This is a genomic window from Novosphingobium guangzhouense (genome assembly GCF_002896965.1).
Taxonomy (GTDB): Bacteria; Pseudomonadota; Alphaproteobacteria; order Sphingomonadales; family Sphingomonadaceae; genus Novosphingobium; species Novosphingobium guangzhouense.
The window spans coordinates 1-22174 of the sequence record NZ_LYMM01000064.1; the positions used below are offsets into that span (position 1 = coordinate 1).

The following is a 22174-nucleotide window of genomic DNA, read 5'->3' on the forward strand; positions in this document are numbered from 1 at the left end:
CCGACGACCATGTCCAGCGCATCGCACTGCACCGTCAGCCGCGCGCCCGGCGTGGCAAGGCGCAGCAGCACTTCGCCGAAGGTGACGACGTGGCCCCTAGGCATCGAACCTGCCATCAGCCGATCTTCGCGCTCATCAGGAAGCGTTCGCGGCTTTCCTGCGACTTGCGGCGCAGTTCGGAGATCGCGCGTTCCTCTGTCGCGTCCAGCATTGAACCGAGCAGGCGCTGGAAGTGCTGGCGCATCGCCACTCGCGCGCCTTGCGGATCGTGGCGGCGCAGTGCCTCGACCACAGCGGCGTGTTCGTCCTGCCGGGTCAGGCCGTCGTGATGGCAGACGCTTTCATGCGTGTGGCGCACTTCGGGCAACTCGGTGCGCAGGCGCCACAAGGTGCGGATGACATGCGTGATCGCGCCGTTGCCGGATGCCGAAGCGATGGTCATGTGGAATTCACGGTCGATTTCGGTCGATCGCACATCGTCCTGTTCCACTGCCATTGCTGCCAGCAGTTCGTCCAGCTTCGCCAGCGTTTCGGCCGAGATTACCGGCGCGGCGAGGGCCGCGGCTTCGGATTCGAACAGCGCGCGCGCCTCCGTCAGTTCCAGCGCGCTTACAGAGGGGAGTACCTCGTCCGCACGGTCCGCCGGCTCGGCCACGTAGATGCCCGAGCCGGTCTTGATCCGCAGCACGCCGATGGCCTGCAGCGCGATCGCCGCCTCGCGGATCGTCACGCGGCTGACATTGAACCGTTCGGCCAGTTCGCGCTCTCCGGGCAGGCGCGTTCCCGGCGGAAACACACCCTCATCGATCAGCGCCACGATCTGGTCGGCGATGCCCTGGAACAACCTGTCAGCCATGGCGATTCTACTCTCTCGTTGTTACGCCTGCCTCATAGCTTCCATACCAAAGCTAGGCAATTGCCTGACCAATCCTGCGTCCACGATCATCCGGCAATCAGATCTTTGCGCGAACGCCCAGGAAATAGCGCGATCCGTAGTAATGGTACTGCCGGATGCTGCCCTGGACCGGCATGTCGGTGATTTTCGGTTCGTCGAACACGTTCACGGCCTGGAACTGCAACTGTACATTGGGCGTGACATCGTAGGAGGCGCGCAAGTCCAGCGTCTGGTTGCCGCGCACGTATCGCAGCTGCGAATTGCCGCCGACGAAGTCCTGATAATACTTCGACCGATAGTTGTAGATCGCCGAAAGGTTCAGCTTCCCAAGGGAGTAGTACAGCTGACCCGAAACCACATGCTTGGAATAACCCGAAAGGTTGGCCGCAGGGATCATGCCTGGAGTCGTCTCGCCGGTTTCCGGATCGTAGACCGCGCCGAGGCGGATATCCTCGTTTTTGAAATTGGAATTGGCATAATTGTAGCTGACCTTGCCGCCCAGCCCGTCGAACGGCGCGGGCAACCAGGTGAAGCGGTTCGCCAGCGTCACTTCCATGCCGTAGACCCGGCTCTTGCGCGTGCTGTTCTGCGTCTGGACGACCGGGATCGAATAGTTCTGCCCGCCGATCGAAAAGTCCTCGTTCAGCACCACCGGTATGAAGCCGCCGGTGAACTGCTTGTAGTAGAGGGTGGCGGAAAACAGAGAGTCCTTGTTGAGATAGTATTCCAGCGAAGCATCCGCATTCCACGACATCAGCGGCTTCAGTCGGGGCGAGCCATTGGCGGTGATCAGGCTGATCGCATCGGCCACCGAGGAGAAGTTGGTGCCGTCCTCCAGCTGGATCGTGCGCCCTGCGCCGAGCGCGCTGGGCGCGGGCCGCGACATCGCACGGTAACCGGCAAGGCGCAGCAGCAGATCGGGCTTGAGTTCGAAGATCGCGTTGATGCTGGGCAGCAGCCGGGTCGACCTGCTTTTGATGGTTACCGTTTCGAAAACGCCGCTGTCAACGAGGCGGATCGAACCGTCGGGGTTGTTGACCACTTGCAGGTCGCTGCGCAAACCATTGGATGTTATGCGGGTTTGCACCGCGCGCACGCCGAAGTTGCCGCGGATCGGCATGTCGCCCAACCGGCTTTCGTAATTCGCCATGAGATAGGCCGCCAGCGTGCGTTCGGTGACGTCGCGGTTGGCGACCGAGCGCACATCATCGTTGCGGCCGGGGTCTTCAGTGCCCAGATATTCGCGGAACTGGCACACCGGATCGAACGTGGCCCAGCTTGACAGCTGGTTGCCCGGCGCGTTGGAAAGATAGTCCGTCTGCGGGAAGGTGGTGCGGCAGGCCAGATTCACGTCACGGTCGATGGTGCGGCTGTCCTGCGTGATTTCTACGCGGTCGTCGTAATCCGAGTACGTCTGTTCGGTCCAGCGCGCGCCTGCTGCCAGGCTGCGCAGGAAGCCGTCCATCTCGTAGGTCGCATCCAGGCGCCCGGCGATGATCCGGTTGCGGCGCTGCAGTTCGTCGCGGCGCAGGCGGGCATCGTCACTGAACAGCGTATAGTCGTTGACGTCGAAACGCGGGTCGATGGTCAGTGTCGGCGCATAGCTGCCCGGCGCCACATCGTAGACGTAGCCGACGCGCTGGTTGTTGATAGCCGTAGGGTTGCCGTAAATGTCCAGCGGATCGGTGCGCAGGCGAACCGAACGCTCCACGTCGGTACGCACGGTGCGCGAATAGGACGCATCGGCCTTGATCGTCAGTCGGTCGACAGGGCGCCACTCTACATTGAAGCCACCGCCGCGATATTCCTCGTCGCGCTCCAGCAGGGTGCCCACCGCTTCCAGAGAGGTCCGCCCTTCGAGGTGGGTGATGACGCCGTTTTCGTCATAGGCGATGTTGCTCAGGCCGTAGCGCATTTCCGAAAGGTTCAGGTCGCGCCGGTTCTCGGCGTAGTCGCGCTTGGAATACTGGACGTCGATGTTGATATCGAGCGTCGAACTGGGCCGCCACTGGATGGCGCCGAAGATCGCGTCGCGTTTGTCGTTCTCGCTGATCTGGCGATATGTCGCGGCGTTGGGAACAAGTGCGAAGGGCGTTCCGGCTGCCGCCTGTTCACGGCTGACTTCCGAACAGTTGCCGGCAGGCACGCTGATGGCGGGGTTGCACGCCACCCAGGTCGAACTTGCCGCATATGTTTCTTCGGGGTTGTTGGTCTTGTTGCGCTGGACACCCAGTGCGATGCCGATCTCTCCCAACGCGCCCGCGTCGAACTGGTCTACGTAGCTGGCCGTTCCGCGCCAGCCCCAGGCGCTCGAACCCCGGATGCGGTCCTGATACGGGCTGTAGTTGGTCTTGAAGTCCAGTTGGATGCGGCGCTTCTTGAAGGCGAGCGGGCGGATCGTGCCCAGTTCGATCGTGCCCGCCACGCCGCCTTCGACGAGGTCGGCCTGCTGGGTCTTGTAGATCTTGATGCCGTTGATCAGTTCGGACGGAAACTGGTTGAAGTTCACCGCGCGATCACCGCTGCCGTTGGATGCATCGCGCCCGTTGAAGGTCGTGTTGCTGAGGAACGAGCCGAGGCCGCGCAGCGAGATTTCCGAAGCGCCGCCCTTTTCGCGGTGCGTGGTTGCGCCGGTGATGGTCTGGATTGCCTCGCCCACCGAGAGCGCCGGGAGGTCGCCGATCTCGGTGGACGAAAGCGAGTCAACGATCGCGGTCTCGCGCCGCTTTTCGTTGATGGAGGTCTGGAGCGTTTCCCGAAGGCCCGTGACGATGATGTCCTGCGCCGAAGCGCCGTCGAAATCCTGCTGCGGCTCAGCCTGCTGTGGTGGGGCCTGCTGCGGTGCAGTCTCTTGGGCCAGTGCGGGCGTCGCGACGAAGGCGGCGCCAGCCAGCAAACAGAAACGGATGGCGCGACGGCTGTGGCCGCGATCGAAGGGCGACATCATGATTCCTCTTCCCTTTTTGGTCTTTGATTATTTTCTGACCAATTATGAAATATGAGTCAATCCATTAATTCATGCCAATTATCGGTATAAAATCTTTAAATTGGTATGAATGCATTGGCGTCATGGCGCGATCTGACTGCGCAGTTCAGGAACTGCCCGCGCCAGATCACGCGCGACGAGGCCCGCGAAAAGTTCCGCTCCTGCATCGCCGAGGTGGGTGTAATCGAATTTTCGCTGGAACTGGCCGCGCGGCCCGTCCGGCGTGGTCGGCACATCGGGCAGGCGTGCTTCGGCGGCCGGACGCGGCTTGAGGGTGGTTCCTGTAGCCGCGTGGTCCCGTTCGGTGCTGTTAGGTGCCGTCTGTGCCAGATCCATGGCGCGCACTGGTCCCATCTCCTGCACCACTGCCGCGCTGGCCGCGTTCAGGTCTACCAGCGGGACTTTCAGCGCCGTTGCAACGTCGCGGACCTTTGCCGACCATGGCTCAAGCGTATTGTTCAGCCGACCCTTCACGAAGTCCCGGCGGGTAAGCGGAGTCAGCAACACGGGCACGGCTCCGGCCTGGCGGACCTCCTCCACCATCCGGCGGAGATTGCCGGGGAATTCGGTGTCCATCTCGGTCCAGCGCTCTGCCGCCGAGGACTGGTCGTTATGGGCGAACTGGATCAGCACGAAAGTGCGGCGGTAGCCCGCCACACGCGCTTCGGCGAGGGCGAGATCCCACGACCCTTCCTGCCGATAGCTGCGCGTGGAACGCCCGCCGCGCCCCAGATTCAGGCATGCGGTGGAGGATTTGACGTGATGAGCGCAGAACATCGAGGCCCAGCCGCTCATGGGTGCCATGGTGGAATCGCCGACCAGCACGATCTTGTTCGCCGCCGGCTTCTCCGCATCGGTGCGCACGGTGCGCCCCTTCGACGTGTTCCCGTCCTGCGCGGTTGCACCCGTGCCCAGCAGGGCCACAGCAATTGCCGCGCCTACCCATGCCTTTCGTATCATCCTCTTGTGTCCCTTCAGGAAAAGGCAAGTCCGCCGTTGATGTCGAGGTTTACCCCGGTCAGGAATGCGGCTTCTTCGGAAAGCAGGAACGCGATTGCCGTCGCGACTTCGTCGGGATGACCTTCGCGGCGCAGCGGTGTGTTGCCGGCGGTTGCGGCACGGCCTTCGGGCTTGGAGAAGACGTCGTGAAAGCTGGTGCCGATCAGGCCCGGACACACCGCGTTGACGCGGATACCCTGCGGCCCCAGCTCCTTCGCCCAGCTACGCGTCAGTGTCATCAGCGCGCCTTTGGAAGTGGCATAGACACTTGCGCCCGGACCGCCGCCGTCACGCCCTGCGAGCGATGCCACGTTGACGATCGCGCTGCCTTTCGAAAGGTGCGGCAGCGCGGCCTTGGTTACAAGGAACGCGGACTTGAGGTTGAGATCCATGACATGGTCGAAGAATGCCTCGTCCATCTCCGCCAGTGTCTTGCGGGCCACCATGCCGCCCGCGAGGTTGACCACGAAGTCGATCCCGCCGAACCCCTCGACGCTGGCCGCGATCAAGCCCGCAACGTCCTCAGCTCTGGATACGTCGGCCTGATGGATCAGGGCGCGGCCTCCCTCTGCCTCGATTTCGGCAAGCGTGCGCTCGGCCTCTTCGCGATTGCTGCGGTAATTGATGACAACTTTCGCGCCTTCACCGGCGAGATGCTTCGATACCGATTTGCCGATGTCGCGGCCTCCGCCGGTGACGATGACGGTCTTGTCCTTGAAACGCATGGATTTAGCCCTTGTCTTGAATGGTGTTCGGAGAGGTGAGGGGGGCGATCCGGCCGCCCAGCAGCCAGATGCACAGGAGGGAAAGCGGCACCAGCGCAGCGGCCAGGGCGAAGATCGGGGCGTAGCTGGCCTTCGTCATGACCGGCACCAGCCAGGTCGTCACAAGCGTACCCGCAACTGCGGCTGTGCCGCCAAGCCCTGCCAGCGATCCCACGGTGCCGCCCGCGAAATAGTCGGCCGGCAGGGTCTGGATGTTGTTGATCGCCATCTGGAACCCGAACAGGATCACCGCGATCAGCAGTACTGCGTAAAGCGGGCTGGCGGCGTGCATGGTCAGCAGCAGCGGCGGCAGCATGATCAGCCCGCCCAGCGTGATTGCGCACTTGCGGGCGAAGTTCACGCTGCGCCCGCGCGCAATCAACGCGCCGGACAGCCAGCCGCCGGTCAGGCTCCCCGCCATCGCGCCGACGAACGGAACCCATGCGAACAGCCCGATCTGCTGGACGTCGAAGCCGAAAGTCTCGGCCAGGTAGATCGGCAGCCACGACACGAACAGCCACCAGACCGGATCAAGGAAAAAGCGGCTGGCGATGATCGCCCAGCTCTGGCGATGGCGCAGCATCTGCGCCCAGCCGGGGGCATAGCCTGTGGGCCTGACCGCTTCCGTTTCGCTAAGGCCGAGGATATGCGCGCGTTCGGCCGAGGTAAGCCACGGATTGCTTTCCGGATCGGCGCGGTAGAGGAACAGCCAGGGCACCAGCCACAGCAGGCCGAGCACACCGATCGCCAGGAACGTCGCGCGCCAGCCGAAGGCGGTGAACAGCAGCGCCACCAGCGGCGCAGAGACGATTGCGCCCAGCGATGCGCCTGCGTTGAACACACCCTGCGCCAGCGCCCGTTCCTTTTGCGGGAACCACAGCGCATTGGCTTTCGCGGCGCCCGGCCAGTTGCCCGCTTCGCTGATACCCAGCGTCACGCGCAGCAGCGCCAGCAGCCCAAGCGATCGGACCAGAGCGTGCGCGCCGATCGAGAGCGACCAGAACAGGATTGATACAGCAAAACCCAGCCGCGTACCGATAACGTCGAAGATCTTGCCGAAAGCCGATTGCCCGAAGGCGTAAGCCAGCATGAACACCGTCACCAGCAGCGCATAGTCCGACTTGTCCGCGCCGATCTCCTTCGAGACGGCGGGCCACATCACTGCCAGCGCGTTGCGGTCTATATAATTGATGACGGTTGCCAGCCCGATCAGGCCGATGACCATCCAGCGCAGGTTCCTCACCTGGATTTCCCTTCGGGTTTGGGCATTTCGAAGCGACCGACCGGCCCCTTCCAGCTCTGCGCCTTGCCGTTCAGCACAAGTGTGTGGGCATGCGCGGGGTCGGTATCTTCGGCGATGGCCACGACCGTGGCTGCAGCGTTACGCCAGCCGATCGTCAGAACATCGACATCGCCTTCGCGGCGGTGAGTGAAGCTGCGCACGGCGCTTTCGCTGCCGGTGGTCGTTTCTGCTGCGGCATCGTAGCGGCCATGCGGTTCGAGCAGGCTGACGAAGGCGGCATCGCGCGCACCGTCCAGCCGCTGCAAGATGAACGGCTCCCGCCGCAGGTTGAAGCGCGGGTCATTGGCGCCGCTCTCGCCCAGAACCATGGTCACGCCTGGGGTGGCGACACGGTAGCTGTAGAACCGGCCGTCCTCGATCCAGGTTACGACGCCGTTGTCCGGGGCCGGTGTGCCGGTGGCATCGACCCAAAGGTGCTGGTAGCCATTGGCCTGGCCCAGCACCGGTCGGGTAGTGACGTTGGATTTGAGTGCAAATCCGGTATCGATCAAATGCCCGGCATAATGCAGCGGCAGGTCGTAGCGAGCCGCCTTGGAGCCGTTCACGCGAAGCAGGTCGAGCACGAGCGGGCTTTTTGCGCCCTTGACGCTCAGCTGCACCAGTGCCCGGCGGAAGGTAACGCCGGGATAGGCGCCCGCCATTTCCGCGATGGATCCCCTGATCTGCCCATCGCCGCTGAACCAGAGCTGGTGCGGCGTTGCCGTGGCGCTTTTCCAGTTGGCGCCGAACTGGCTGGTTTCGTCGACCACCAGCGTGTTGTGCGCGACAGTCTGCTTGGCCCAGCTTTCGTTTTCAGGCAGGTAGCGGCCGCCGTCCTTCGCCTCGATATTGAGGAAGCGCGCGGCGCCGTAGTCCGTAACGATGGCCCGTCCGTTGTCGTAGAGAATCCAGTTGAGGCGGTCGAAATGGCCGTGCCCCATGCCCTGCGCGGTGTTTTTGGCCACCAGCACCTGATCTTTCGTGCCGGGGCCATCGCGCAGCACTGCGATGCCGCCGTCATTGCCGTCTGGCCCGTCGCGCAGCAGTAGCGACGTGAACGGGAAGGGCTTTGCCTTGCCCGCCGCCAGAGCACGTGCGACTTCAAGGCCCTGAGGCGTGAGCACCGTGCGTCCCTGCCATTGGGCTATGGACAGCAGCGCCGGATCATGGGTTTTGGCATAGCCGATCGCCACTGCCTGATAGAGTTCCTCGGTCTTGAGGCTCTTGTCCGGCATGGCGTCGTTGAAGGGGAAGAAATAGCCGCCGTAGGTCGATTGGATCGAAGTGCGGATGGCCTTCAGGACCACTGCGTCGCGGTATTCGAAGATGCGGCGCTGCGGCTCGTTGGCGTCGATTGCGGCGGCGAAGATCACGAAGGGCTGCAGCGCATAACGCTGGTAGTATGGCCCTTCGGCATAATAGCCGTCGGGTGAGAAAAGCAGGTCCAGCTGGCGCAGGAAGCCAGCCTTGCCGCTCTTGTCCAGCCCCTTGAGCGCCTTGTCGACCAGATCCTGATCGCGCAGTACGTAACCGGTCATGCCCACCCCCGCGTTGGCCCAGGTGGCGTGGTTATGGATGCGGTCGAAGACTTTGGGCGATCCGGTCGACAGGAACGTCGCCATCCGGCGGAACACCTGTTCGTCGATCATCTTGCGGTCCTGCGGGGGCAGCGCATCGCGCACCGCGTCGTAGCCCTGAATGCCGTAGACCAGCCAGACGGAATCGTTGAGGCTCTGCCAGAACAGGCGGCCTGCCGCTTCGTTGGCGGCGGCGGGATGGGGGCCGAGGCCGGGATAGAGCTTCGCGTAAGCCAGCAGCATGTCGCGTGCGAAATCGGCATAGCGTTTGTCGCCGGTGATGCGGTACAGCATACCCGCACCGTAAAGCGCCATGTAGTTGCGCTTGTGCTGTTCGTGCGTGGCCCCGCCGCCCGGATCCTTCGGCACCGGCACGTCGATCCCTGCTTTCATCGCTGCGTCCACCGACTTGCGCATCCGCGTCAGTTCGGCGGTGAACAGCGGATAGCCTTCGGTCTGTGCGCCCAGCCCCGAAATCGCGGCGGCGTTGGTCAGGACGGGGTGTGCATCGTCCGCTGACGGTGCGGCATGTGCCGGTAACGTGGTCATCGCGGCAAGCGCCACGCCCAGAAGGAAGGTTCTTGCGATCATGATGCGTCTCCGCCGACTGAATTGCCCGATACCTGCACTTGCGGCGTACCCTGCGGATAAAGGCGCGAAATTTGCGGGTTTGCGGTATTGATGAAACGATTGTCGATTATCCGGGTCTGCGGCGCGCCGACGCTGTGCGTCACGGTGATGCGGCCAGCGCTGCGAAAGGCGTTGCGGGTCAGCAGCGTGGTCTGAACCCCCGATAGCGCCAGCAATTCGGGGCCGCTGCCCTGCACGGTATTGTCGCTGATTTCCACTTCGGGGCCGAACGTGCTCTCATCGGTTCCACCGCGCAGAACATGCGCAAGCGTGCCGACGCGGGTAAAGCGAGATCCGGTGATGGTGATCTGCTCGGCGGCGTAAAGGCCCTTGTCGCCCGTTTCCGCGGCGGCGGCCAGCACGGTGCCGGAGAGACCGTTCACGGTTACATCGTGCAGGCTGATATGATCCGCGAAGGTCGCAGCCGTGGTGGCGATGATGTCGAAGCCCGGCGCAGCCTCCATTCCGGCGAAGTCGGTGCCCTCGATCTCGATCGCGTAATTGGCGATCGTCGAGGTCGGAGCGGAGCGCACCACCGCGTTGCCTGCGCGGCGCGGCGCAGCCTCGCCAGTGATCGTAAGACCCTGCAGCCGCAGACGGCCGCCTTCCTCCAACGCGAACAGAGTCGGGCCGGAGAAGGCAATCGTCGCGGTTTTCGGGCCCGAAACCGTCAGCGGCACGGCGATGTGAAGGGGTGCGCGGACGGTGTAACGCCCGGCGGCAAGGGCGATCACGTCTCCCGATCGTGCGGCGGCCACGGCGGTTTCGAGTCCACCCGACCCGGCTTTGATCGTGCGGCCCGATCCGAAGGCGGCTTCGGGATCAGGCTTGCCGTACCAGTCCGGCCCTACCTGTGCGAGCGTGACGGGGGCAAGATCGCCGGGCGCGCCGCGCTTCGCCAGCGCCGGATCGCTGGGGTAAAGCAGTCCGTTGGCGGCGCGCTTCAGGGCTATCGGCGCGGTAGAGAAGCCCGATGCGAGTTCGGCAGGGACCTGTACGCTCGCGGCATTGTCAGTAAACGTGATGCCCTTGACGTCTGCCTCTATCGCGAAGAGAGAACTGCCTGAGCCGGTAACAAGGTTGCTGGTGAAGCGCGTGTCCTGGGGCGCTGCCGATCGCTCTGCATCGGCGCCGGCGCCCAGCGTGATGCGCGCGCCGTCCAGTACCGAATTGTTGGCGATGAGTGCTCCAGTCACCGGATGATAGCGGTTGATCGCGGAGCCGGGGACGCCGTTCATCACTGCGATGGCGCTGGTAAAATCGGTTCCCGCCAGACCTTCCATGTAGTTGTCACGCACGGTCTGTCGTGTGTTTATGATGCGTACCCCGCCGGTATGCGGCTTGCCCTTGCCCAGAAAGACGTTGCGTTCCACGAGGTTGCCATTGCCGTGCCGCAGCACGATCGAGCCCTGCGATTGCAAGATCAGGTTTTCGCGCACCACATTGCCGCCTGACTTCACCGAGACGATCTCAACCTCTCCGTCGCAGCGGTCGAACACGTTGCTTTCGACTACGGTGAAGGAATCCGAGAGCGATTCCTCGCTTGTCCCGATGCGGATCGTCTCACCGCCGTTGGAGCCGAGCGGTGGTCGCGGGCCGAAGTAGTTGTGGTCGATCCTGTGGCGGTTCGCGTGCGGCTGGCCCTTGGGGCGGATCACGGCCAGCGTCACGCCGGCATTGCCCTTGCCCGCGAACCAGCTGTGATCGACGCGGTTGTCATGGCCGTAGAGGGAAACCCAGCGGTCCTCGCGGCGGCGATCGGACTGGTTGAAGCGATCGATGACCACTTCGGTAAGCCGCGAGTTTGTGGCCACGTGGCGTGAATCGCGGCGGAAGCTGATGACTTCGTTGCCCGGTGCGCTGCCATCGCGGAATACCAGCCCGGAAACCACCAGCCATTCGCCTGCGATCTTCAGGCTGGAGGCGCCGGTCAGGATCACCTTGCCTGCCGTCTGCGCTGCCAGCGTGATCGGCTCCTCCTTTCGGCCACGCCCTTCAAAGACGATCGGGAAGTCCTTCCATTCGCCGTCTGCGAGCCGGACGATGTCGCCTGCTTCGGCCCGTCCGACAGCAGCGGCATATTCCCCCGGATTTCGAACAAGGAATTCTCGGGCGCAAACCGGCGCCGAGCAGCTGGCCGCAAGCGCAAGGAAAATGACGGATTTCGCGATCAATTGCCCTCTCCAAGGCTTGTTATGATCATTGGCATATACAAAATGTGAGACGTTTCAAGTTTATTTGTCAAAATTGGAATGATGAAATGTTCATGCCAATACCTGGCCCAGCAGTCCGGCTGGACGGACATCAACGTTATCCCTCGGCGGCAGCCGGGAAAGTCGGGTCACGATGCAGGGGGGAGCGAATACAGGCACGGGCGATAAGCGCACGACCGCGCACCCGGCATGAATGCCGAAAATGTGCTCTTCAGGGTCGAAGAGAAGCCTCAGCTGCAGATGTGCCGCGTTGGCCGGGAAGTGGCATCCTGATACGCCAGAAGACGCGAGAGCGCATCGACAGGGCGGTGCCTTTGGCCTTGCATGGCCCGGCGCGGCGGCCTGTAAAGACCAACGCATCGCCGAGGGGCCGTGCGAGACGCCCCCTCGGGTTGCTCAGCCTGCGAACGCGCGGCTGCTATGCTATCCGCATTACCTTACGGTAGGGCATAGGCGATCACCTGATCACCGATAGGCGTTTCCATGAAGTGATGGCCGCCGGGGGCGATCACCAGGTACTGCTTGCCATTGACCATGTAGGTCATCGGCGTGGCCTGGCCGCCTGCGGGCAGCACGTCCTTCCACAAGACTTTCCCGGTCCTGAGGTCAATTGCGCGGATCAGGTTGTCGGTAGCGGCGGCGACGAAGATCACCCCGCCTGCGGTCACTACCGAACCGCCGTTGTTGGGTGTGCCAATGGTCCAGGGCAGCATCGATGGGATGCCGAAAGGACCGTTCGTGCGCGCTTCGCCCAGCGGCTTGTCCCAGATCGTCTTGCCGGTTGCCATGTCGATGGCGCGGATGCCGCCATAAGGGGGCTGCTTGCACAGCATTCCGGTCAGCGGCAGGCGCCACCCGGCGTTCACGTCGATGGCATAGGGCGTGTGCGCCTGGGGATCGCCTGCACCTTCGGCGCCCCCGATCTCACCACGCGCCTGATCGCGTGGGGCCCAGCCTTTCCTGTTGGCTTCGGCACGCGGGACGAGGCGCACGTAGTTGGGCATGTCGTTATAGTTGGCGACGATTACCCCCCTGCGCGGATCGATCGCCACGCCGCCCCAGTCGGTTCCTCCGTTATAGCCGGGATATTCGATCGAGCGGCGGTCGCTTTCAGGGGGCGTGAAAAAGCCCTTGTAGCTCGCCCGGCGGAACTGGATGCGGCAGACCATCTGGTCGATAGGCGACATGCCCCACATGTCCCGTTCGGTAAGATCGGGCTTTCGCAGGGTATGCCACAGCGAGACGCGCTGGGTTGCCGCGCGCTGCGCGGGCTCCACGCCGCCGCCAGGCGCCTTGATCGACCCTACCGGAGTGAGCGGCTGGCCTGTGCGGCGGTCCAGTACGTAGATGTCGCCCTGCTTGGACGGCAGCACCAGTGCAGGAGTGCCCTTGAAATCGACAAGACTGGCCTGAGCGCCGAAGTCATAATCCCACACGTCATCGCGGACGGCCTGGAACTTCCAGCGCGGCTTGCCGGTGATCACGTCAAGCGCGACCAGAGAGGTTGCGAAATCGCGCTCCTGCGGACGGCGCAGGCTGGAATAGTAATCTGCCGCAGCGTTGCCCATCGGCAGGTAGACGAGGCCAAGCTGTTCATCGCCGCTTGCGATAGTCCACATGTTGGGTGTGCCGCGAGCCCAGGTCTGGCCCTGCGGCGGATAGCCGTTCCAGTCCGGGTGCATCATGTCCCACGCCCAGCGCAGCTTGCCCGTGACGGCATCATAGCCGCGGATCACCCCGGAAGGCGCCCAGCGGTCCTGTCCGTCAAGCACCTGATGACCCGTGACGACGACGCCGCGCACGATCGTCGGCGGTGAATTGATCGAGACGTAGCCCGGGGGGGTGTTGCCCATGCCGATCTTGGTATCGACTTCTCCATTGGTGCCGAACGCCGCGCAGCGCGCGCCGGTACGGGCGTCGATCGCAAACAGGCGGGCATCGAGCGTGCCATAGATGATACGCTGCGCACACGGCTGGTCGACCGGGGCATCGGGCACCGAGAAGTAAGTTACACCCCGACAGGCAGCGGTATAGGGAATGGCATCGTCCGAGACCTTGGGATCAAACGTCCAGCGCTGCTTGCCTGTCGCCGGATCGAGCGCAATGACCCTGTTCTTGGGCGTGCAAACGTAAAGCGTGTTGCCGACTTTGAGCGGCGTGTTTTCGCCTCCATAGGTCTTCGCGATCTGGGGCGACGAAGGCATGTCACCGGTATGCGCCAGCCACACGCGCTTGAGGTTTTTTACGTTATCGGGCGTGATCTGGCCAAGCGGGGAAAAGCGGCGCGCGGCGTCGGTGCCGCCGTAAGCCGGCCAGTCGTCTCCAACGGAGGCCAGGGAAGGATCGCTCATCTCAAAGCGCAGGCCGGGCAAGTCTTGCGCCGGGCCGGTATCGGCCATGCGGGCGAAGATCATGGCAGAGACAGCGGTAAGCACCAGCGCCGCCGCACTTGTGCCAAGCCCCAGCTTCCAGCGGTTCGGGCGCGTGGATAGCGTAGGCATCACCAGCAGCGTCGCCACCAGCAACACCAGTGGCGCGATGATGCGCGGGACGAGCGCCCAGTTGTTGGCGCCCACTTCCGCAAAAGCCCAGATCACCGTCAGAACGAAAATCGCGCAGTAGAGCCAGCCACCAAGGATCCTGCGCCGGATCAGCAGGCCGCCCGCTGCCAGCATCGCGATACCTGTGAGAACATAATAAGCCGAGCCACCCAGCAGCGCGAGCCAGATACCGCCGATCGCCAGAACCAGACCGATCAGCGCTATGATGGAACCAAGTACCAGAGGTGCAATTGGGCGCGCTCTGGATTTAAGGCTTTCCGGTTCCATCATTCACACTCCAGAAACATTTTGCGACTTCGGGATCGAGAATGGCCGGCGCTACGGTTTGTTCCTCAAGAGGTTGGGCCTGGGGGCCATTGTCATGGCCTTCGCGCAAGACGCGCATTTCGTCGCGATATTCCAAAGGCGATGCATCCCGTTGGGGGTTGGGTCGTTAGGGGCACATGGATGCCACGAAGGAATGCTCTCCGCTGGTGCGCCACAGCCCGCTATTGACCGATCGATTCGCCTCGATCCGGGCGTTGAGCCGTGAACTGGCTGCACCGCTTTCCGATGCCGATGCCACCATCCAGTCGATGCCGGATGCTTCACCGGCGAAGTGGCATCTGGCGCATACGACCTGGTTCTTCGAAACCTTCGTGCTGCGCGATCATGTTTCGGGTTATCGGCTGTTCGACGAGAACTGGCCGTTCCTGTTCAATTCCTACTACGAGGCCGAAGGCCCGCGTCACGCCCGGCCGCAACGCGGTATGCTTTCGCGTCCCTCGCTGGATGAGGTGCTGGCGTACCGGGCGCATGTCGATGCGCATGTGGAGCGCGTGCTGGATCGCCCTGAACTGGCCGCGCTGATCGAACTTGGGCTGAACCACGAGCAACAGCATCAGGAACTGTTGCTGACAGACATCAAGCATGCCTTTTCGCTTAATCCGCTGGCGCCTGCCTATGGCGCGTTTCCCGATAGTGGTATCTTGCCTGCGGGCGCGATGGAGTGGGAAGAGCACCGCGGCGGCCGGTGCCGCATCGGCCACGACGGCAGCAGCTTCGCTTTCGATAATGAGGGGCCGGCCCACGATGTCCTGATCCAGCCATTCGCGCTTGCCCGCCGTCTGGTAACCTGCGGCGAGTGGGCGGCATTCATCGCGGACGGCGGCTATCGCAACCCCGCGCTCTGGCTGTCGGACGGCTGGGCGTGGGTCAACGCGCAAGGCATCACGGCGCCGCTCTATTGGCGCGAGGATGGCATGTTCACGCTTGCCGGGATGCAACAGCTGGAGCGCAGCGCGCCGGTGGCTCATGTTTCATTTTACGAAGCGGATGCCTTCGCGACATGGGCCGGGCATCGTCTGCCGACCGAGTTCGAATGGGAAGTCGCCGCCCGAAACCACGATCCCCTTGGGGGCATGCAACTGGACAACGCGGTCGGCGTGCACCCGCGCGGATCGACCGGGCTGTACGGAGATTGCTGGCAATGGACCCGGTCGGCCTATCTGCCCTATCCGCGCTTTCGCCCCGCTGCCGGCGCGGTGGGGGAATACAACGGCAAGTTCATGTCCGCCCAGTGCGTGCTCAAAGGAGCCAGCTGCGCCACCCCCCGCGGGCATTCGCGGTCCACGTACCGCAACTTCTTCCCCCCCGAGAAGCGCTGGCAGTGCACCGGCGTGCGACTAGCTAAGGATCTGTAGACCCATGGCCACTGCCGTCCGTGATCTGATCGACGCGTCCCGCGATACCCTGCGCGCTCAATTTCGCCGCGATGTCCTCACCGGCCTCTCTCAACCCCGCAAGGCGATTCCGGCCCGCTGGTTCTACGACCATCGCGGCAGCGAACTGTTCGAGGAGATCACCCGGCTGCCCGAATACTATCCCACCCGCACCGAGACCGGCATCCTCATGGCTCACGCAACGCGTATCGGCCGCATGGTGGGATCGAAGCATCATGTCGTGGTCGAATTCGGTGCGGGCAGCGCAACCAAGACGCCGCTGCTGCTCGACGCGATATGGACCGCTGCTTATGTGCCGATCGACATCTCCGGAGAATTCCTGAGCGAATCCTGCGAAGCGCTTGCGACGCGCTATCCCGACCTGCCGATCTATCCCGTCGAAGCGGATTTCAGCCTGCCTGCCACGCTGCCCGCAGAAGTCGCCTCGCATCCGCGGCTTGGCTTCTTTCCCGGTTCGACCATTGGCAACATGGAGCCGATGGCCGCTGCCGACCTGCTGCGATCGATGCGCCGGACGCTGGGGGCAGGAAGCCTGCTGCTGATCGGTTTCGATCGCATCAAGGGCGAAGCGGAACTGGTCTGTGCCTATGACGATGCGCAAGGGGTGACGGCAGCGTTCAATCTCAACCTTGCGGCGCGCATCAATAGCGAACTGGGCGGAACGATCCCGCTGGATGCTCTGGCCCATCGCGCCGTCTGGAATGATGAGCGCGCACGCATCGAGATGCATATCGCCGCGAAAAGGCCGATCGAATTCGATGTTTGCGGCCGCCGTTTCGCAATGGCGGCAGACGAGACGATCCACACCGAGAACAGCCACAAGTACGATCCGCGCAGCGCCGATACCCTGCTGCTTGCGGGCGGCTGGGAGCCGGTGCAGGGCTTTGGCGATGCCGATGATAAATTCATGGTGATCCTTGCCCGCGCGATCGGCGATGAGCAGACCGCGTAGGCGGCGCAGCTTATCTGCCGGGCTGTGGTGTCGTGTGCGTCGGCACCTTCGGCATCCACCAAAGGACCGGAAGGACGCATAGTGCCACTACGGCGATCATCACGCCGGGAGCGGTTGGCGCTCCTGTGCGCAGGATCATCATTTGCGCCAACCACGGTGTCAGGCCGCCGAACAGGGCGGTCGCGCTGGTAGCGCCCAGCGCAAGGCCGCTCAGCCGACCTTCGGCCGGGACCTGTTCTGCAGTAGTGACGGCGCCGACGGCACTGATGCCTCCGGCCAGAGCAGCCAGCAGCACCGCAGACAGGATCGCCCTGCCTTGCGATGCATGGGCAAGAACGGTGAAAAGCGTGACAGGGGCAGCCGCGGCCAGCACCGCCAGAACCATCAGCACTGTGCGCCGTCCCAGCCGATCGGACAGCACGCCGATGGCGGGTGTCACCACGATGACCGCAAGCGCCGCGATCGTGGCCAGTTGCAGCGATTGCGCTTCGGTCAGTTGGCCGGTCGAGGTCAGGAATACCGGCACGTAGGTTATGCCGACATAGTATGTGATCGAACCGAGCGCCGATACGGCGAAGCCGCGCAATATCCCTGCGCGGTGGTATTTCAGCGCATGTGCGATCGGGCGGCGTTGCAAGGTGCCGGCGTTACGGCTGGCGTTGAATTCCGGCGATTCCGCCATGGCTGACCGGGCGAGGAGGATCAGCGCCGCCAGCACCGCACCCAGCAGGAATGGAAGGCGCCAGCCCCAGCTTTCAAGCTGCGGCGCGGGCAGCAGGCTGACGGTCAACGCAGCGACACCGGCTGCCAGCAATCCTCCGATTTCGCTGGTGGCCGCCGCGAGCGAGGTGACGAGCCCCCGGCGATGATATGGGGCCCCTTCAAGCAGATAGGCGACTACCCCGGTATATTCGCCGCCAACGGCAAATCCCATTACGCAACGAAGGGCCAGCAATGCCGCCCCGGCGATCGGACCGGCCTGAGCGGCCGTCGGCAACAGCGCGGTAAGCAGCATCGCCCCGGTCATCAGCCCCATCGAGGCCAGCAGTGTGGCGCGTCTGCCATGCCGGTCGCCGAAATGGCCGAACACCAGCGCGCCGACGGGGCGCATGAGATAGGCGACCGCAAAGCCAAGGAGTGCAGTCAATATTGCATCTTCGGGCCGTTCTGCGGGGAAGAACACCCGCGACAGCACGGTCGCCATGTAAAGGAACAGGGTAAAATCATACCATTCCACCACGGTAGACACCGCCGCGAGGAAAAGAGAGCGGCGGTCCAGCGGGTGGGAATCGTCTGACATGGCGGTGCAACGCACGCGGCCTGGGGTTGATCCTGCCGCGGATCTGACAAGGCACGAAGCGACGAGGTCGGAGCGCTCCTTGCCCTGCGGCGATCATCGCACTGTGAACCCGTAGCTGCCTTCAACGCGGTGCTGGTCTGCGGCGACGGCGTGCCAGGTGAGGACGTAGGTTCCGGTCGGCAGCGGGCGAGGAAGCGTGGCGGTCAGCGTCTTGCCGCTGGCCTTGGCGGCCATCCCCTTGATCGGCATGGGCTTGTGGTCGGCCATGCCCGGCATGCCGGTCATGACAAGGTCGATGCCGGAAAGCGACGCGACAAGGTCTTCGGAGAAGTTGAGAGTGATGACGGTCGGCTTGTTCACCACAGACTTGGCTGCCGGGGTTGCGCTCATCAGCTCGGGCTGAGCGAACGCGGCAGCAGGCAGGGCGGCAAGGGTCACGCAGACCGTCGCGGCAAGGGCAGCAAGGCGCATTGCAAGGAACTCCTCTTCTATCCGGACGAACCACCTTGTCCGGGCATGCAAGAGGTCATACGCAGGCCGTGCGGCGATCCCTTTTGCCCGGAAAAAAATTTGCTGATGGATGAGGGAAAAGCGGTTTTGCTGCGTATCCACAGCAGGCCCGGTTTTTGCGTGAAAGGAGCGAAGGCTTGGACGATCTCGATCGCATGTTTGCGCAATTGCGCGGCGAACCGCTGCCCGATGCCCTTGCAACGCTTGATGACGGTGTGATGGCGGGGCTTGCGGCAGGACGTGAACGGCTTGCCGTTCGCCGGACGATGGCGCTTGCCTGTGTCGTTGCGGCAGGGGTGGGCCTGTGGGGAGGACTGGCGGGGCCGGCACCTGCGCAGGCGCATGATCGGTCATTGCTGGCACTGCCTGCGGCTGCGCCTTCTCACCTGTTGGGTTCATGAGGATTTCCGGCTTGTATCGCTATGTGATGGTGGCTCTGGCGGCATTCGTCGTGGCCCTGGCGGCGCTATGGATCGGCCAGCAGGTCCGCAGCGATGCGCATGAGGAAACGCGTATCCATGCCATCATGCACCGGGAACTCGATCTCGATGCCGCTCAGGAAGCCCGAGTCGATGTGCTGGAACGGGACTTCGCGGATCGCCGTACCAGGCTGGAAGGGGAGCTGCGCACTGCCAACGCCCGCCTTGCTGCCGCCATCGCGCGTGAACATGCCTATGGCCCGGACGTCGAGCAGGCCGTCGACCAGTCGCATATAGCGATGGGCGAACTTCAGAAGGCGACGTTGCAGCACGTTTTTGCGATGCGCGGCGTGTTGCGCCCCGATCAGACCGGCCGCTTCGACAAGGCGGTGGCCGCAGCGCTGATGTCCCCCACGGTGGACTGATCCGGCGTGGCCGGAAGCGGATCAGATAGTGCATCGGGAGACGACGCGCGCGCCGTGTCGGTGGCACTGGCTGGACGTCAGGCCGGTTATGACACCTTGATGAAGGCGCACCGCGACGCCGTGTTCAGGCTGGCACGCGGGCATACGGGCAACGATGCGGATGCGCTGGACGTTACGCAGGAAACGTTCGTCGCCGCGTTTCTTGCGCTTCATCGGTATGACGCCGCCCGCCCGTTTCGCGCGTGGATACTGCGGGTCGCGCTGAACAAGTGCCACGACTGGGCGCGTCGGCGGACAGTGCGGCGGCTTTTCGCATTTGCCCTGCCGATCGACGAAGCCTTCCACGTTGCGGATGACGCTTTGGGGCCGGAAGCTGCCCTGGCATCCGGCCGCGAAGTGGCGCGCATCCATGCCGCGATCGCCGCTTTGCCCGCGACACTGAAAGAGCCGCTGCTGCTCTGCGCGATCGAGGGCTTGTCTCAGGATGAGGCCGCAGCGATCCTCGGGATAAGCCGCAAGGCGGTGGAGACGCGAATTTATCGGGCCAGGCAGAAATTATCGCATCTGGCCGAGGGTTAGGCGCCCTGACTGCGTATAGGGGGACATGCCGATCATCGATCCCGCCGCCGTCGCGATCCCCCGCCGCCGTCTTCTCGCCATGGGCGGGGTTCTTGCCGGAAGTCTTGGCATGGCGGGGCTGTTTCCCGCATGGGCGAGGAGCGGCACTGCCGGGATCGCTCACGCCACGGCCGGTTCGGGCGTCCTTTCCGGCGATACGATAGCCTTGCAGATCGGCACGAGCCACTTTTCCACGGGCGGGCGATCGTCGCATGCCGTGACCGTGAACGGTACGCTGCCCGCGCCTTTGCTTCGCCTGCGCGAAGGGCAGACGGTGCGCATCGCGGTTACCAACACCCTGCGCGAACAGACTTCGATCCATTGGCACGGGTTGCTGGTGCCGTTCCAGATGGACGGGGTGCCGGGCGTCAGCTTCCCCGGCATCGATCCGGGAGAGACGTTCACTTACGAGTTCGCGCTGAACCATTCGGGCACGTTCTGGTATCACTCGCATTCGGGGATGCAGGAGGCCGAGGGGCTGTTCGGGCCTGTCGTGATCGATCCCGCCGGTGCGGACCCGATCACCTGCGACCGCGAGCATGTGCTGGTGCTGTCGGACTGGAGCCCGATCCATCCGCACGAACAGATGCGCCGTCTCAAGATGATGAGCGGCTATTTCAACCGCCAGCGCCAGACGCTGTCGGGGCTTCTGGCCGGCAAGGACCAGTCGCTTGCCGATCGCCTTGCCTGGGCACAGATGCGCATGGATGCGACCGACATTTCGGACGTGACCGGATCGACCTACAGCTTTCTCGTCAACGGTCACGGCAATGCCGAAAACTGGACCGGCCTGTTCGTCCCCGGCGAGAAGGTTCGCCTGCGCGTCATCAATGCATCGTCGATGACCAATTTCAACTTCCGCATTCCCGGCCTGCCGCTGACGGTGGTCGCAGCCGATGGCAATCCGGTGCAGCCGGTCGAGACCGACGAAGTGCAGATCGCGATTGCCGAGACTTACGACTTCATCGTCCAGCCCGGTGCGGCACAGAGCTACGGCGTGATCGCCGAGGCAATCGATCGCTCGGGCCTTGTCCGCGCAACTCTGGCGCAGCGGCCCGGCCTTGTCGGTGATACGCCCAAGCTGCGTGAGCGTCCCGTGTTGACCATCCGCGACATGGGCATGGATATGGACGGGATGGACATGGGCGAGGGCGGCGTGATCGACCTCAGCAAGCCCGCCAACAGTTCGATGAGCGACCATTCGATGTCGATGCGCGATCGCTCCGTCGCGCCCGGCGTCAAGATGGGGCCGGGCGTCGCCATGCTTTCGCCCATGCCGGTGGATCGCCTTGCCGACCGTCCGACCGGGCTGGAAAGCGTGGATCACCGCGTACTGACTTATGCGGATTTGCGATCGCGTGACGCCAATCCCGATACCCGCGTCCCGAGCCGTCAGCTCGACGTGCATCTGGCGGCGAACATGGAACGCTACAGGCAAATTCGATGTACCATCGGCTCTGCTAGAGTACGATGAACTAAGATAAATGGCTATTTTTCAGGTATTTGGAAAAGTCTATAATACTCTGGTCTTGGAACACTTTCGCTCGAGTTTGATGCCGCGTGGCTCTCATACGGCTCCCAGATCTGAGCGCTTTTGGAGGCCCGAAAATGCCCACGTTGAAGCTTACCAAACGTGCCTTAGAAGTGGCTGAACCCAAATCCAAGCCGTATGAATTGCGAGACACCGAAGTCATCGGTCTTCTGTGCAAGATTTCACCTGCCGGTCGCAAGACATTCATGCTGCAGTATCGTAATTATGAGGGCGTCAAGCGAAAGCCCGCGCTTGGCCTGTTTGGCGATTTAACCGTCGAACAGGCGAGGGCGATAGCCCAAAAATGGCTTGCTGATGTGCGGGAAGGAGGAGATCCTTCGCGCGTTCGGGCAGAACGGCGTGCCAGCTTGACTATCCGAGATTTTGAAGAAATTTTCTACCAACGCTGGACATTGGCGCGAAATAAAAAGAGCAGCCAAAAATTACATAGATATATGTTCCAAAAATACATCGTGAAGAAAGTGGGATTTTGTAAGGTCGAATCCATTAGTAAGAAGGAAATCAAAGCATTCGTGGATGATCTTAGCTTCGCTCCTGCTATGTCCTACATAGCCCTCGGAATTTTGAGTTCCATGTTTAAGCGGGCAGAGGAGTGGGGTTATCGAGCCGAGGATACAAATCCCTGCAAGGGAGTCACTACGCTCGCTAAGTGTCTGATTCAAAATTATCGTCGCGGATTTCATGATCTTGCGATGCGTCGGGCAAAGAGCTGGATCGATGCGATGAAGAGCCATGCGGCTGCCGACGCAATGGTTTGTTCGAAGTCCTTG

General features: G+C 63.1%; 16 protein-coding genes and 2 pseudogenes. 7 read left to right on the plus strand and 11 right to left on the minus strand.

Features of this window, described 5'->3' with window-relative positions:
- Positions 1-115: 115 nt before the first annotated feature.
- The 8 genes from A8V01_RS21785 to A8V01_RS21820 all read right to left on the minus strand — a co-directional run bounded on the left by A8V01_RS21785 (position 116) and on the right by A8V01_RS21820 (position 14174).
- Positions 116-856, minus strand: coding sequence for a FadR/GntR family transcriptional regulator (locus A8V01_RS21785; protein WP_103098381.1), 741 nt, complete (start codon positions 854-856; stop codon positions 116-118).
- A gap of 97 nt (positions 857-953) precedes the next feature.
- Positions 954-3842 (minus strand): TonB-dependent receptor, encoded by a 2889-nt coding sequence (locus A8V01_RS21790; protein ID WP_103098382.1) that lies wholly within the window; start codon positions 3840-3842, stop codon positions 954-956.
- A gap of 120 nt (positions 3843-3962) precedes the next feature.
- On the minus strand, positions 3963-4841 hold the full coding sequence (locus A8V01_RS21795; protein ID WP_103098383.1) for a rhamnogalacturonan acetylesterase: 879 nt from the start codon (positions 4839-4841) through the stop codon (positions 3963-3965).
- A gap of 14 nt (positions 4842-4855) precedes the next feature.
- Positions 4856-5605: an SDR family NAD(P)-dependent oxidoreductase gene (locus A8V01_RS21800; protein WP_103098384.1), complete on the minus strand. Its 750-nt coding sequence runs from the start codon at positions 5603-5605 to the stop codon at positions 4856-4858.
- 4 nt (positions 5606-5609) lie between these two features.
- The gene (locus A8V01_RS21805) at positions 5610-6887 is read right to left on the minus strand and encodes an MFS transporter (protein WP_211295105.1); all 1278 of its coding nucleotides are present in this window, start codon (positions 6885-6887) and stop codon (positions 5610-5612) included.
- Entirely contained in the window at positions 6884-9094 is a 2211-nt protein-coding gene (locus tag A8V01_RS21810) for an alginate lyase family protein (RefSeq protein WP_103098386.1), read from the minus strand. The genes A8V01_RS21805 and A8V01_RS21810 overlap by 4 nt, the downstream gene beginning before the upstream one ends.
- Entirely contained in the window at positions 9091-11307 is a 2217-nt protein-coding gene (locus A8V01_RS21815) for a polysaccharide lyase 6 family protein (protein ID WP_245892762.1), read from the minus strand. The genes A8V01_RS21810 and A8V01_RS21815 overlap by 4 nt, the downstream gene beginning before the upstream one ends.
- 476 nt (positions 11308-11783) lie before the next feature.
- Positions 11784-14174: a membrane-bound PQQ-dependent dehydrogenase, glucose/quinate/shikimate family gene (locus A8V01_RS21820; RefSeq protein ID WP_103098394.1), complete on the minus strand. Its 2391-nt coding sequence runs from the start codon at positions 14172-14174 to the stop codon at positions 11784-11786.
- A 176-nt stretch (positions 14175-14350) separates the two neighbouring features.
- Between A8V01_RS21820 and egtB the strand changes: the two genes are divergently transcribed.
- Together egtB and egtD are read left to right on the plus strand one after the other, a co-directional pair.
- Positions 14351-15589 (plus strand): ergothioneine biosynthesis protein EgtB, encoded by a 1239-nt coding sequence (gene egtB / locus A8V01_RS21825; RefSeq protein WP_103098387.1) that lies wholly within the window; start codon positions 14351-14353, stop codon positions 15587-15589.
- Between the two features lie 4 nt (positions 15590-15593).
- The gene (gene egtD, locus A8V01_RS21830) at positions 15594-16580 is read left to right on the plus strand and encodes an L-histidine N(alpha)-methyltransferase (protein WP_103098388.1); all 987 of its coding nucleotides are present in this window, start codon (positions 15594-15596) and stop codon (positions 16578-16580) included.
- A gap of 10 nt (positions 16581-16590) precedes the next feature.
- Here the strand turns inward: egtD and A8V01_RS21835 are convergent, their stop codons facing one another.
- Positions 16591-17880: an MFS transporter gene (locus tag A8V01_RS21835; protein WP_103098389.1), complete on the minus strand. Its 1290-nt coding sequence runs from the start codon at positions 17878-17880 to the stop codon at positions 16591-16593.
- A gap of 93 nt (positions 17881-17973) precedes the next feature.
- On the minus strand, positions 17974-18351 hold the full coding sequence (copC, locus tag A8V01_RS21840; protein ID WP_103098390.1) for a copper homeostasis periplasmic binding protein CopC: 378 nt from the start codon (positions 18349-18351) through the stop codon (positions 17974-17976).
- Positions 18352-18527: 176 nt separating this feature from the next.
- On the opposite strand from copC, the gene A8V01_RS21845 reads away from it, so the two are divergent.
- From A8V01_RS21845 to A8V01_RS29410, 5 genes and pseudogenes are all read left to right on the plus strand, one after another.
- Complete coding sequence (locus A8V01_RS21845; protein ID WP_103098391.1) at positions 18528-18791, plus strand: hypothetical protein; 264 nt, start codon at positions 18528-18530, stop codon at positions 18789-18791.
- A complete protein-coding gene (locus tag A8V01_RS21850; RefSeq protein WP_103098392.1) occupies positions 18788-19234 on the plus strand; it encodes a periplasmic heavy metal sensor in 447 nt (148 codons plus the stop codon). The genes A8V01_RS21845 and A8V01_RS21850 overlap by 4 nt, the downstream gene beginning before the upstream one ends.
- 6 nt (positions 19235-19240) lie before the next feature.
- The gene (locus tag A8V01_RS21855) at positions 19241-19813 is read left to right on the plus strand and encodes an RNA polymerase sigma factor (protein ID WP_245892763.1); all 573 of its coding nucleotides are present in this window, start codon (positions 19241-19243) and stop codon (positions 19811-19813) included.
- A gap of 25 nt (positions 19814-19838) precedes the next feature.
- Positions 19839-21326, plus strand: coding sequence for a copper resistance system multicopper oxidase (locus A8V01_RS21860; RefSeq protein WP_245892764.1), 1488 nt, complete (start codon positions 19839-19841; stop codon positions 21324-21326).
- Positions 21327-21460: 134 nt separating this feature from the next.
- Positions 21461-21679 (plus strand): annotated as a pseudogene (locus A8V01_RS29410) (Arm DNA-binding domain-containing protein); the annotation flags it as partial.
- A 404-nt stretch (positions 21680-22083) separates the two neighbouring features.
- Here the strand turns inward: A8V01_RS29410 and A8V01_RS28355 are convergent.
- Positions 22084-22174, minus strand: a pseudogene (locus tag A8V01_RS28355) (IS5/IS1182 family transposase); the annotation flags it as partial.

Excerpts from the sequence above, each read along its gene's own strand:
- A8V01_RS21820 (WP_103098394.1), bottom strand. The coding sequence starts at position 14,174 with ATGGAACCGGAAAGCCTTAAATCCAGAGCGCGCCCAATTGCACCTCTG.
- egtD (WP_103098388.1), top strand. The coding sequence starts at position 15,594 with ATGGCCACTGCCGTCCGTGATCTGATCGACGCGTCCCGCGATACCCTG.
- A8V01_RS21860 (WP_245892764.1), top strand. The coding sequence starts at position 19,839 with ATGCCGATCATCGATCCCGCCGCCGTCGCGATCCCCCGCCGCCGTCTT.
- A8V01_RS21850 (WP_103098392.1), top strand. The coding sequence starts at position 18,788 with ATGAGGATTTCCGGCTTGTATCGCTATGTGATGGTGGCTCTGGCGGCA.
- egtB (WP_103098387.1), top strand. The coding sequence starts at position 14,351 with ATGGATGCCACGAAGGAATGCTCTCCGCTGGTGCGCCACAGCCCGCTA.
- A8V01_RS21810 (WP_103098386.1), bottom strand. The coding sequence starts at position 9,094 with ATGATCGCAAGAACCTTCCTTCTGGGCGTGGCGCTTGCCGCGATGACC.
- A8V01_RS21835 (WP_103098389.1), bottom strand. The coding sequence starts at position 17,880 with ATGTCAGACGATTCCCACCCGCTGGACCGCCGCTCTCTTTTCCTCGCG.
- copC (WP_103098390.1), bottom strand. The coding sequence starts at position 18,351 with ATGCGCCTTGCTGCCCTTGCCGCGACGGTCTGCGTGACCCTTGCCGCC.
- A8V01_RS21800 (WP_103098384.1), bottom strand. The coding sequence starts at position 5,605 with ATGCGTTTCAAGGACAAGACCGTCATCGTCACCGGCGGAGGCCGCGAC.
- A8V01_RS21785 (WP_103098381.1), bottom strand. The coding sequence starts at position 856 with ATGGCTGACAGGTTGTTCCAGGGCATCGCCGACCAGATCGTGGCGCTG.
- A8V01_RS21790 (WP_103098382.1), bottom strand. The coding sequence starts at position 3,842 with ATGATGTCGCCCTTCGATCGCGGCCACAGCCGTCGCGCCATCCGTTTC.
- A8V01_RS21795 (WP_103098383.1), bottom strand. The coding sequence starts at position 4,841 with ATGATACGAAAGGCATGGGTAGGCGCGGCAATTGCTGTGGCCCTGCTG.